Source organism: Micropruina sp. (assembly GCF_027492755.1).
Classification (GTDB): domain Bacteria; phylum Actinomycetota; class Actinomycetes; order Propionibacteriales; family Propionibacteriaceae; genus Micropruina.
In genome coordinates this window covers 16,729-29,313 of sequence record NZ_JAPUED010000186.1, presented here as the reverse complement: position 1 = coordinate 29,313, position 12,585 = coordinate 16,729, and the positions used below count along the sequence as shown (strand labels likewise).

The window sequence follows — 12,585 nt, the reverse complement described above, 5'->3', positions numbered from 1 at the left end:
CTTTCCACTAACATCCCTTCAAAACCTATACCCCCGCTCCCGGTGTGGGGTGTGCTCTTGTGTATTCTTTGGGGGGGGGGGGGGCGCGCGGGCGCCCCACTACGCCACGATCACACTCGCCACGGGCCGCTCGGTCCCCCGATCCGGGGCGCCGTGTCGGGAGCGGGATCAGGCCTGCTTGATGGCGGACACCTCGAGCTCGAGGGTCACCTTCTCGCTCACCAGGACGCCGCCCGCTTCGAGCGCGGCGTTCCAGTTCAGGTTCCAGTCCTTGCGGTTGACCACGACCGAGCCCTCGAAACCGATCCGCTGATTGCCGAACGGGTCGGTGGCGGCCCCCTGGAACTCGAACGGAACCGTCACCGAGTGGGTGACACCCTTGATGGTCAGGTCGCCGGTCACGGTGATGACGTCGCCGTCGACCGCGAAATCGGTGCCGGTGAAGGTGATCTCGGGGTACTTCTCGGCGTCGAAGAAGTCGGCCGAACGCAGGTGCGCGTCGCGCCCCTCGCTGCGGGTGTCGACGGACGCGGCCTGCATGGTCACGCTGAGCGTCGAGGCCGACGGGTTGGCGCCGTCGAGGGTGGCGGTGCCGGCAACCTCATTGAAACTGCCACGAACCTTCGTGACCATGGCGTGCCGAGCCACGAAGCCGAGCTGGCTGTGGCTGGCGTCGAGAACGTAGGTTCCCTTGAGATCAGCGATTCCGGACATATGAGCGCCTCTTTCGAGTGTGTTTGAAAACTAAACAATCATCACTATAGGCACGGGTCGTTGACCTGTCAATAACTCGGGATGAAGCGGGAGTAGGGTGGCCGCAAGCCCCTCGGCCCCTCCCGATCTTGACCCCGGAAGGAATCGCGAATGAGCACAGCCCGATACGTCCGCGACGAGCAGTCGTGCGAGCTTCCCCGGGTGCCGGCCACCGTCGGCAGCGACGGCTACGACGTCTCCAAGTTGCTGGCGAGCACCGGTGACGTGGCCCTCGACTACGGGTTCGGCAACACCGCGTCGTGCCGGTCGGCGATCACCTATATCGACGGCGATGCCGGCATCCTGCGCTACCGGGGCTATCCGATCGAACAATTGGCCGAGCACTCCACCTTCCTGGAGACGTCGTATCTGGTGCTCTACGGCGAACTGCCCACGGCGTCCGAGCTGGCCGAGTTCAGCAACTCGATCAGCCGGCACTACCTGCTCGACGAGCGGCTCAAGGAGATGTTCCGGCTGTTCCCCCGGCGTTCGCATCCGATGCCGGTGCTGACCGCGGGCCTCAATGCCCTGTCGACCTTCGCGATGCCGCCGGTGGCGCTCACCGAGCGCACCGTCGAGCAGCACGCCTACCGGCTGATGGCGAAGGTGCCGACACTGGCCGCCTACGGCTACAAGAACTCGCTGGGCCTGCCCACCTTGTACCCGGACGAGTCGCTGGGCTACATCGAGAACTTCCTGCGAATGAGCTTCGGCAGCCCGACCAGGCCCTACGAGTTCGACGAGACCGTCGTCCGGGCGCTGGACACGCTGCTCATCCTGCACGCCGACCACGAACAGAACTGCTCCACCTCGACGGTGCGGCTGGTGGGCTCGTCCGGAGCCAACCTGTACGTGTCGGTCGCCGCCGGCGCCAACGCGCTCTCCGGGCCGCTGCACGGGGGCGCCAACCAGGCCGTCATCGAGATGTTGCAGCAGCTGCGCGACACCGGCGAGGACGCCGCGAGCTTCGTCCGCAAGGTGAAGGACAAGACCTCCGGAGTGAAGCTGATGGGCTTCGGGCATCGGGTCTACAAGAATTTCGATCCGCGCGCCCAGATCGTCAAGCAACACGCGGACGCCATTCTGCGGGAGCAGCCCGGCTCGGACGAGCTGCTCGACCTGGCGCTGGCGCTGGAGGACGCGGCGCTGCACGACGATTACTTCATCGAACGAAGGCTGTACCCGAACGTCGACTTCTACACCGGCCTGATCTACCAGGCGATGGGTTTCCCGGTGAACATGTTCACCGTGCTGTTCACCCTCGGACGGCTGCCCGGCTGGATCGCGCACTGGCGCGAGCAGTCCCTCGACCCGGCCACCCGGATCGGACGCCCGCGCCAGGTCTACGTGGGCGAGGTCGAGCGCGAGTACGTGCCGGTCGATCAGCGCTGAATCAGTCGGCGGCCAGCGCCCGGATGCGAGTCGCCACCAGGGTGGCCCGCAGCACCGCGGACGGGGCAACCCGGTCAGCCAGCAGTGGTTCGATCGCTGCGGCAAGTGAACTCAGGCCGAGACTGGACGCCTGTCGGGCCCGATCCTGCAGGGTGTCCCGCTGCCGGTTGCTGAGCGCGGGGCGTCCGGTGGCGGCGAGTGCCTCGCAGACGTCGAGCACCGCCTCGGTCAGTTGCACCAGCGGCTCGTCGGGGCGTTGCTGTTCGCCGGTGTGGGCACGGGGCCGCTGATCCTTCGGCTGCCGCCGGACCAGCCAGCCGCGCCGGACCACTCGCTCGGACGGGGTCAGCGAGGGTGCGATCAGCCGCAGGTGTCCCTGCTCGACGATGAACACCGACAGCGGGCGATCCTTGTCGTCGAGCATGACAGCGGCGATCTGCTTGCCGTCGCGGAGCAGCCAGCCGATCACGTCCTGCTCCGAGCCGGTGGCGGGCATTCGGGCGAGCTGGCGCGTACCGCCCCGGTCGGTGAGCGGCCAGACCAGTTCCTGGCTCACCTCGTCGAGTTCGGGTTCGCCCACTCCGCGCAGCCGTCGGGGCAGCACCAGCCGCAGCGAGGCGGGCGGCGGCAGGAAACCGGTCGCGGCAGCTGCGCGGGCCGAACCCCGGATCGCCTCGGCCAGCCGGTCGAGATCGACGGGGGTGCCGGCGAAGCGATCACCGGGGGTGGCACGGGTCCGGGTGGTAGGGCTGAGCGTGCCGTCGTCGCGGCGTTCGGCGCCGTGCAGGGTGAACAGGCCGCCGGCCAGCGTCTGGGCCGACATACCCCACAGCAGCGGGGCGTCCCAGGAGCGGTTGAATGACGGGTCGGAGCCGGCCGCCCGCCCGGCGGTGGCCGTCTCGAGTCGCTGGTGGTCGGTGTCCCACAGGGTCACGGTCAACCCGCGGGCACCGGACGGCGCCGTCCACCAACGCACCGCCAGCGGCAGCAACACCCCGGTGTCGGCGGCTTCGCCGGCACCCCGTCCGCCCACCAGGGGCGCCGACAGCGGCGGTGCCGAACCATGGAGAGCGACGGCCAGCGTCCAGGCCCGGGCGAGGGCGTCCAGCAGTTGCCGCTCGGAGGTGTCGTCGGCGCGCCCGGCCAGGGCGTTGGCGCGTCCGGTGGCCTGGGTGAGCAGGGTCGCCAGCAGCGGCAACGCCTCCAGCCTGGCCCGCTGCGCCGCCGCGGTGAGCCGTTGGACGCCGTCCACGCCGACCCGGCTCAGACCGGCTTGCAGCAGCGCCTCGATAGTTTCCCTGGCCTGAGCCATCGCCTCGCGCTGCCCCGGGTGGACGACATCCGGCGAGCCGACCTTGTCGGGCCAGGTCCAGGGCCGATCGTGGACCGCGAACAGCCGGACCAGCGCCTCGAGCCGCCAGGCCCGCTCTGCGGTATCGCTGTGACTGCCGGCCACCAGCATGCCGGTGAACCCGCCGTCCGGTACCGCGACGATGTCGGGTGACCCTGGCCAGGAGATGTGCAGCGAGCCGCCGCGGAGGCTGATGGTGGTGGGAGTCGGCTCGACTCCGGCCGCAACCTTGCGGACGGCAGCGATACCGGCTGAGCGATTCACCGCGGCCGGGGTGAGAGCGAGCAGCTGGGCTTCAACCTCTGGCTGGTTGAGCTTGTCGAAACCGTCCTCGCGAGGGGTCTCGACAAGCTCGACCGACGGTGGCTGGGTGTCGACCGGAGGCGCACCAGGGGTCTCGACAAGCTCGACCGACGGTGGCTGGGTCTCCACGGCGCCGACGGGCGAGCTCTCGCGGGCCCAGACACAGGCCGCCACGATGTGCACACAGACCCCGGCCACCGGGCAGCCGCAGGTCGCATTCCGTGGACCACCGGGCAGCAGGCGGACCTGCGCCGGCGGCGTCCCGACATAGCGCAGCTCGACGGCGGTATCGGCGGCCGTATCCAGTTCGATCCGCGCCGCCTCCTTGGCCGCGCGACGGACCAGCCCGCGGTTGGCCAGCACCGCCAGCGCGGCGTCGTCCAGCCGGTAGCCGGCGAGCCAGCCGGGCAGGCCCGTCATCGGATCGGTCCCGTCATGCCATCACCTCGGCCAGCCATTCGGCGAACCGGTCCGGGGTCATCGCCGCCACCGGCATCCCTGCGGCGACGAGACGTCCGGCTGTGGTGGCGTCGTACCAGGGTTCGCCCTCGTCGGACAGTGCCGCCAGCCCGAGCAGCCGGACGCCGCCGGCAGCCAGCCGGCGCACGCTGGCCAGCAGCGCCGACACCGAGCCGCCTTCCTCGAAGTCGCTGATCAGCGCCACCACCGTCCGGGACGGCTGCCCGACCAGGGTTTCGGCGTGCTGCATCGCCTGGGCGATGTTCGTGCCGCCGCCGAGCTGCGCGGTGAGCAGCACCTCGACCGGGTCATGGGCCAGGTGCGACAGGTCGACCAGGCTGGTGTCGAACAGGATCAGCCGCACGCCGACCCCCGGCAGCCCGGACAGGATCGACGCCGACACTGCAGCATGCAGCAGCGAATCGGCCATCGAACCGGACTGATCGACCAGCACGATCACGTCCCAGTGCAGGTTGCTGCGCCGCTTCCGGGCAGCGAACCGGATGTCGTCGATCATCATCCGACCGGTGGCCGGGTCGACGTTGGCCAGGTTGGCGGCGATCGTCCGCCGCCAGTCGAAATTGGCCAGCGACGCGTGCGGGGTGCGCCGGGAGCGATCCCGGGTGCCGGTCAGTGCCGTGGTGAAGCGGGGTTTGAGCCGTTCGACGATCTCGGCGACCACCCGGGCGATCAGGGCACGCAGTCCGTCGGCGGCGGCCGGGCTCAGTTTGCCCTTGATCCGCAGCAGCGCGGACGCCAGCTGCTTGTTCGGTTGCAGGGACTCGACGGTGGCCGGGTCGGCGAGCAGGTCGTCCAGACCGTAGCGGGTGACGGCATCGGCCTGCAGCCGCTCCAGGGTGGATGCCGGGAACAGCCCGCGGGACTTGCCCAGCCAGTTGATCGCCGTCACCGCCGACGGGTCGAGCGAGCCGCCGCCGCCCTTGGCGTGCCGGTGTCCGCGGGCGGTGTATTCCCGGTCGTACAGGTAGCCGAGTGCCTGGTCGAGTTCGGCGTCGCCACCACCCCGGGGCAGGTTGGATTCTGCGTAGCGGCCCAGCACCAGCCGCCAGCGCCGGCTCTGCTCTGCGGTCACGACGCCACCCACGCGGTCAGCCCGTCGCGCCGCAGCGAGGCCACCAGGTCGCGTTCCACCGACGCCGCCCGCTCGGCCAGCAGCGGATCGGCCTCGAGCACCGTGTCCAGCTCGGTCACCGCGGCCCCGGTCAGCCGGGCCAGCATCGCCGCCAGCGCGTGGGTCTCGGTCGGCTTCAGCCAGGTGAAGGCGCGACGCAGATCGGGCAGCACGGTCAGGAACGCCTCGGGCTCCATCGCCCCGAGTGCGGTGTTCAGCGCCTCGACCAGTTCGGGGGTGTGCAACAACAGATCGGGGGCGGCCTGCAGCAGACCGAGGACGAAGTCGGCCACCCGCTCGGGGTCGGCGCCGGGCGCCAGATGCGCGGCGGACGCCCGGGCCAGTTCGTCGGCGTCCAGTTCGGCGTCGGAGAAGCCGAGTCCGAGTAGGCAGCCGTGCAGCCGGGCCGGGGTGCGGGGGTCGCGACGCAGCAGCCGCAACTCGCGGCGAAGCGCATGGCCGCTGGTTGAGCTTGTCGAAACCGGGAGGGTCTCGACAAGCTCGACCAACCGCAGCAGCAGCGAACGCAGCCCGATCAGGTCGTCACAGGCGCCCGGCTGGTCCTCGGGCCGCAGCCCGGACAGCGGCGCGATCAGATGCGCGGCGCAGGCCAATCCGGTGCCGATCAGCTCGGCGACAGCGTCGCCGCGCGCGCCCAGAGACAGCCGACCCTGCTCGGCCGACAGGCTGACCAGCGCATGCAGGCTGGCCACCACCGAGCCGAGGTGCACCTCGTCGTCGTAGCAGCGGCGCAGCGCATCGAGTGCGGGGCGCAGCGCGTCGGGTTCACCCATCACCAGCAGTTCGGTGATCAGCCGGGCCACCCGTCCGGCACCGAGGTGTTCGTCGTCGAGCCGTTCCGCCACCCCTGCCCGGACCAGTTCGGCGATCGTCGCACCGCGCGCCGAGGCGGCGATCAGAGCCGCCTCGACCAGCGGCGTCCAGGCGTACTCCCAGTCCTCGAACAGCAGTCCGGCACCGGTGCCCTGGACCAGGTCGGCGCCGCCCAGCTGCCGCGCGAACCCCGAACCGATGAACCGCATCCGGGCCAGGAACTCGCGCCGTTTCACGTGTGACGGTTTGCGCTGGGTGTCCAGGCTGACCTGGCGCAGGGTGGCGTCGTCGATGACGAAACGCAGCCGGGACGCCTCGCGGCGGGCTTCGGCGACCAGCGGCGGGGCCGCCAGGCCGTCCGGGATCTGGCCCAGCGTCGGACCGCCGAACACGCCGCGCAGCGCGTCGCCGATCGCGCCGGAAAGGCCGAGGTCGTCCTTGACGAAGCAACTCAACAGGGCGTCGGTGAGGTCGGTGCGACCCGGCCAACCGCGTCCGCGCAACTCGGCCAGCCGCAGCGCCTGTCCCACGGCGTCCAGCGCCGTCGCCGAACCGGCCGGCTCGCCCGCCGCTCGCAGCCGGGCAGCCACCTCGAGCACCACCTCGGTGGCGAACCGGCGCGGGTCGACCCCGTCGCTGCGGGCCTGCCAGGCACGCTGCCAGAACCCGGGTGCCGGCATGCCGGCCCCGTAGCCGCGGAGGCCGTCCAGCCGGTCGAAGTCGTAGCGGATCAGCCAGGCGTCCCGCTTCGGATCGAGCGCGGCGCCCGCCTTGGCCCGCACCCAGGCCGCCTCCGGGGCGTTCTCCAGCACGTCGAGCATGGCCAGGGTGTGGAAGGCGCCGGTGACCACCACCACGCCGCCGGAGGTATCGCGGTACCGGTCCAGGATCGCGGCCATCACGGCTTCGCGGGCGTGGGTGCCGTCGGCGTCCAGCAGCTCGCGGTCGGCGTCCAGCCGGGCCATCGCACCCCAGGCCAGGGTGTCGGCGAAGAAGCGGCGCCAGTCGGCCAGTGCCTCCGGGGAGCGCACCTCGAACAGGTGCTCCCAGGTTTCGTCGTGGTCGCGGCAGCCGAGCCGCTCGCCGACCGCGGCGATCAGCGCGCTGCGGGCCAGGTGGTGTTCGGCCTGCAGGGTGCGGACCTCGACGCCACCGGGATCGGCGATGTCGGCGTAGCTGGCGTCGATGAAGTCCACGGTGGCGCCGCCGGCCATGCCCCAGCGCAGCGCCACCCACTCCGGAGAGAAGTCGGCCAGCGGGTAGAAGCCGCTGGCCCGCTCGCCGACCGACAGGATCGCCACCGGCGGCTTGGTGCGCTCATCGGCCAGCGCCGGCAACAGCGCACCGTACTCGCGCGGCCCTTCGATCAGCACGACCGAGGGACGCACCTCCTCCAGTAGCGCGGCCAGCGCCGCCGCACAGCCGGGCGAGTGGTGCCGGACGCCGACCAGGTGGATTCCGGCGTCGCCCCAGCGCGCGTGCGCAGCCAGGGCAGATTGCAGCCGTCCGGGCAGCGCAGGGGTCTCGACAAGCTCGACCAGCGGGTCGGTGGGGTCGACCGGCGGCACAGTCAGCCCCACAGCCCCTCGGCGGCGTCGAAGAACTCCCGCCAGTGCGGGTTGCCGCGGGCCCGCTGCCGGACCACGTTGTCGACGTAGTGCCGGACCAGCCGGGCGTCCTCTTCTTCGCCCTTCTGCGCCACGCCGACGATCTGCCGGGCGATGTCGCCGGAGCGCACCGTGCCGTCGCCGAGATAGGTGGCGGCCATCGACGCGGCGATGGCCACGTTGACCGCCTCGGCGGTCGACATCACCGCGTCCGGGCGCTTCACCGGGGCACCGGCGTCGGTGCGTCCGGTGCGCAGGTCGGCGAAGGCGGTGACCAGCACCTCCATCACCGGCGGGGTCAGCGCCGGACGCCGCGGGCCCAGCTCCGCGTCCAGGGCGCGTCCGATCAGTTCGGCCTCGAACGCCCGGTCGCTGATCGGCCGGACGGTCTCGAAGTTGAACCGCCGCTTCAGCGCCGACGACATCTCGTGGACGCCGCGGTCGCGCAGGTTGGCGGTGGCGATCACGTTGAACCCGGGACGGGCGGCCAGCCGGGCCTCGTCGCCGAACTCGGGGATCATGATCTGCTTCTCGCTCAGGATCGACACCAGGGTGTCCTGGATCTCGGCCGGGCAGCGGGTGATCTCTTCGAAGCGGGCGATCGCCCCGCGCGCCATCGCCTGGTAGACCGGCGACGGCACCAGCGCCCGCTGGGTCGGCCCTTCGGCGATCAGCAGCGCGTAGTTCCAGGAGTACCGGACGTGGTCCTCGGTGGTGCCGGCCGAACCCTGAATGGTCAGGTTCGAGGTGCCCGAGATGGCAGCGGCCAGCAGTTCGGACAGCATCGACTTGGCGGTGCCCGGCTCACCGACCAGCATCAGTCCTTGCCGGCCGAGCAGAGACACGATGGCCCGGTCGACCAGCGGGTCGTCGCCGTAGAACTTCCGCGAGACGCCCAAGGACGGCTCACCCAGCACGAACGCCCGGACGGCCCGGGCGCTGAGCCGCCAGCCGGGCGGGATCGGCGCTCCGGTGGCCGCGTCGGCGCGGGCCAGGGCGTCCAATTCGGCGGCGTAGCGGGTCTCAGCCGGGGGCCGCAGTTCAGCGGCCGGCGCGGCGGTCGGTTCGGTCATATCCCTGTCTTCTTCCCCCAGTCGGGATCGAACGGTCCCAGCGCCGCCACCGCCGCGTAGTCGGCATAGCACTCGGCGAGCAGCACATCGGGCACGTCGGCCAGCCGCACCGCGCGCCGCCGTTCCCCACGGAAGTTCAGCCCCATGGTGGCGCAGGCGAAATTCTCCTCCGGCACGTAGCTGCCGGTGAACTCCAGCACGGCGGTCAACCCGGCGGCCGGGAACTGCTTGGTGTACTCGGAGAACCAGGCGCCGTCCTCGGCCGGGCCGCGCTGGTAGCCGCGTTTGGTGGCCACCCCGCGGAAGCTGAACGTGTCGGTCAGGTGGCCCTGCAGCGCGTAGGTCTCGCTGGCACTGCGGTCGATGTCGGGCACAGCGTTGTCGAACTGGGCGAACAGCGGGGTCACCTCGTAGTCGGCGAGATGCGCCTTCCAGCTGGCGGCCACGTCGTCGCTCACCAACACCCGGTGGGCCAGCCCGACCGTGGCGTCCGGCTCAAGTTCGATGGTCTCGTCGTCGGCGTCGATCAGGCTGCCGTCCTCGGTGGGCCGGAAGGCCCGCTGGCCGGGTCCGGGGTTCTCCAGCCAGACCAGCCGGCTGACCAGTTGCCCGACCAGTGGATGCTCGAGCAGGAACTCACGCCAGTCGGCGGCGGTCCAGGTGCGTTGGGCGCACATCGCCTCGTAGAGCCGTGCGGTCTGCTGGGTGAGCACCGCCTTGAGCTCCTTGCGGGACGCGGTCAGCTGCTTCTTCGCCGCCTTGACCTCGTCGGCGTCGTCGCTGGCCCGGGCGGCCGGCAGCGATCTGATCGTCTTGCCGTCGGCGGTGCTCAGCTCGATCGCCCCGGACGGCGTCGCCCGGCCGACGAACTGGCGGCTGCCGTAGTCGAGCCGCAGCAGAGCGTCGGCGTCGAAGCCGGCGGTCGGGATGGTCCGGTCAGCGAGCTCGTCGGCCGTCCAACCGAGCTTGTCAGCGAGACTTTCGACCAGTTTGGCCGCGGTGGCTTGGACGCTGGCCTGTTTGAACCGTCGCGAGATCGATAACAGCAGCTGCACCGCGGCGGGCTGCCCGTTGGCGTACAGCGGGTACATCAGCGAGTCGACCTGGGCCCGCCGGGCGCCGTGGTTGCGAATGTAGGACTGGACGGCGTTCGCCAACTCGATGCCGGGCACTCGCGTGGTCAGCGCCAGCAGGCCCCGGTTCGCCGACGCCGAGCCGAGATAGGTGCCCTGATGCATCGCGTAGGCGTCACGGATGTGCTGTTCCAGCGGCACGGCGGCAGCCTGATGCACCCAGTCGGCGTACTGGGCCTGATTCGGGTTGTTCAGCACCCGCTGCAGGTTCTTCTGGGCCCAGTCGTAGCGGCGCTGCCCGTCGGTCTGGGCGTGGGCGCGGCTCTCCTCCTCGGTGGGGTGCCGGGTGTCCTGGGCGATCCAGCTGTCCAGCACGAACCGGCCCAGCGCCTCACCGGACGCCGGATCGAGCTGCCCCAGGTAGAGGTCGAGCAGGCCGGAGCCGTCCGGATCCTTCACCTTGTTGGCCAGCACCACCCACCAGGTCGGAATCACCGGATCGACCTCTGTCCCGTCCGCCCAGCGCAGCGCCGGCAGCCGGTCGAAATCGAACCAGTCCAGGGTGGCCGGCAGCTTCGCCCGCAGCCCCTTCTTCGCCTCGGCAAGCAGCCTGTCGGGGGCGAGGTCGGCGGAGATGTCGTCGTCCAGGTCGCGCAGCGCGTTCAGCATCGCCGCCCGGGGCACCTCGCGCTTCTCCTTGGCCAGCGCGGCGCGCAGCGCTGACACCGCCGCCGGGTCGGCGGCCTTGGCCAGCCAGGATGCCGACGCGGCCCGGATCTCACCCCGCCCGTCGGTCAGCCCCTGCTCGGCCAGTTCGCGGGCCAGGCCGTGTTTGGCCAGCAAGGCCTGAGCCGGTGGCCGGTTCTTGCGCGATTCGCCGACCGCCGCAGCGGCGATGCTGGGCAGCAGGTTCGCCGGCAGCGACGGAAAGGCGTCCAGAATGGCCAGGGCTTCGCCGGCGTCCTGGGCCGACGCGGCCAGCCAGGCCTGCAGCACGTCGAGATGCTGAGCGAACCAGGGCCAGGCGGCTTCGGGTTCGATCGATACCCACCAGTCGGACGACCGGGCGATCCGCGGTACCTGCTCAAGCGTCTCGCGGGTGTTCCAGGTGCGGCGGACGGCGTCCTCGACCTGGCGCAGGTCGGTGATCGTGTCGGCGCGGGGCTGCATCAGCCAGCCCAGCCGGGAGTTCCGGTCGGGGCGGTGCAGCCGCATCAACTGCACCGGGTTGAACGAGCGGACGGACTGGCTGATCAGCGTCAGGTTGAACTGGCCGAGGACCTGCGGCGGGTTCCCTCGCCCGGCGGCCGCCTCGACAATGTGCCGCAGGTCGGCATCCGAGATCTGCTGCAGCTGCTTGCGCCGCTTGACGCTCCAGGCGTGTTCTTTGCCTTCCAGCCGGGCGATCTGGGCGTCGACCATGTGGCGCAGTTCGTCGAAGGCTCGCTGTTCGTCGAACTGGTCGGGGAACGGGGTGAAGTCGGGCAGCACCAGCTGCTGCACCTGCGTCGCAGCGGACTGCAGGGCGTCGCGGCGGGCGTTCGCCTTCTGCACCGCCGCGCCCAACTTGGCGCCGGCGGCGACCGCCTGGTCGAGCAGCGCGCCACCCGCCGGGGTGCGGGACAGGTACTCGACCAGTTCACCGGCCGCCGAGGCGGGCACGGTCAGCAACACGGGCGCCAGGACGGCCGCCTGCCGCTGATCCGGCAGCATCGGCAGGACGCCGATCGCGGCGGTGCGGACGCCCTTGGCGCGGTCGGCAGCCAGCTGGGCGATGATCGGCGCCAGCACGCCGGCCAGCTGCGGGTTGTCCTTCAGCCTGCGGGCGAAGTCGGCCCGGCCGTCGGCGGTCAGCTTCGACACCGACGCCGGCGCAATCAGCTGCCCGAAGCCCAGCAGGTAGTTGTCGATGCCGGGCAGTTCATGCGGCTGCACCATGCTGGAGCCCCACACCTTCTCCTGCTGGCACAAGGCGAGGACGACGGTGGCCGGAATCTCGGGCTCGCGGCAGCCGTCGTGCCGCAACAGGTCGGCGAACCGTTCCGGCGGCCACTGCAGGTGCGGCAGCGCAGACTGGCCGATCACCGAGGCCAGGTCGTTGAGCAACGCGGTCAGCCAGGCCGGGACGCCGTCCACCCGCCGGTTCGGTCCGGTGCCGAGCGCGGCCAGCAGGTAGCCGAAACGAAGGAACTCCGGCTGCGTGATCGAACCCTCGCGGTAGAACTGCGAGCGCGCGTGCGGCACGGTTTTGCGCGGATCGCCGCCGACACCGACCTGGGCCAGTCGCTTCTTCAACGGGTCGGGGACCCAGGGACGCCACGAGACCAGCTGCCCCGGACGGCCCATCAGCTGGTCGAGATCGGCCTGGTGCGCGGCGTCCACCTCGAGCAGGATCTCGGGCCCGCTGCCGTCGTGCACATACCGGACGGCGCGCTCGAACAGCTCCTCGGAGACCGCCTTGAACGGCGCCAGCGCCGCCTTCAGCTGCGGATGCGGACCGGCCGGCTGACCGGACAACGCGGATTTCAGACGCTCGAACACCATCGCTCCCTCACAGAACTGCTGAACGGCATCCTGTCAGGCCGCGGTGACACTTACGGTGGGGAGC

Annotated in this window: 7 protein-coding genes; 1 reads left to right on the top strand and 6 read right to left on the bottom strand. The window is 70.9% G+C overall.

The window, feature by feature from the left end:
• Nucleotides 1-168: 168 nt before the first annotated feature.
• Nucleotides 169-714, bottom strand: a complete 546-nt coding sequence (locus tag Q0066_RS12965; protein WP_298133532.1) for a YceI family protein — start codon at nt 712-714, stop codon at nt 169-171.
• Between the two features lie 150 nt (nt 715-864).
• Here Q0066_RS12965 and Q0066_RS12960 point away from each other — a divergent pair, with 150 nt between their 5' ends.
• A complete protein-coding gene (locus Q0066_RS12960; RefSeq protein ID WP_298133530.1) occupies nt 865-2,145 on the top strand; it encodes a citrate synthase in 1,281 nt (426 codons plus the stop codon).
• Between the two features lies 1 nt (nt 2,146).
• On the opposite strand, the gene Q0066_RS12955 is transcribed toward Q0066_RS12960, so the two are convergent.
• The 5 genes from Q0066_RS12955 to Q0066_RS12935 are packed head-to-tail and all read right to left on the bottom strand — an operon-like array spanning nt 2,147 to nt 12,518.
• Nucleotides 2,147-4,219 (bottom strand): hypothetical protein, encoded by a 2,073-nt coding sequence (locus Q0066_RS12955; protein ID WP_298133528.1) that lies wholly within the window; start codon nt 4,217-4,219, stop codon nt 2,147-2,149.
• A 13-nt stretch (nt 4,220-4,232) separates the two neighbouring features.
• Nucleotides 4,233-5,351: a VWA domain-containing protein gene (locus tag Q0066_RS12950; RefSeq protein ID WP_298133526.1), complete on the bottom strand. Its 1,119-nt coding sequence runs from the start codon at nt 5,349-5,351 to the stop codon at nt 4,233-4,235.
• The gene (locus tag Q0066_RS12945; RefSeq protein ID WP_298133524.1) at nt 5,348-7,804 is read right to left on the bottom strand and encodes a DUF5682 family protein; all 2,457 of its coding nucleotides are present in this window, start codon (nt 7,802-7,804) and stop codon (nt 5,348-5,350) included. The genes Q0066_RS12950 and Q0066_RS12945 overlap by 4 nt, the downstream gene beginning before the upstream one ends.
• Complete coding sequence (locus tag Q0066_RS12940) at nt 7,795-8,904, bottom strand: AAA family ATPase (protein ID WP_298133522.1); 1,110 nt, start codon at nt 8,902-8,904, stop codon at nt 7,795-7,797. Before Q0066_RS12940 ends, Q0066_RS12945 begins: the two co-directional genes overlap by 10 nt.
• Nucleotides 8,901-12,518, bottom strand: coding sequence for a DUF4132 domain-containing protein (locus Q0066_RS12935; RefSeq protein WP_298133520.1), 3,618 nt, complete (start codon nt 12,516-12,518; stop codon nt 8,901-8,903). The genes Q0066_RS12940 and Q0066_RS12935 overlap by 4 nt, the downstream gene beginning before the upstream one ends.
• Nucleotides 12,519-12,585: the final 67 nt, after the last annotated feature.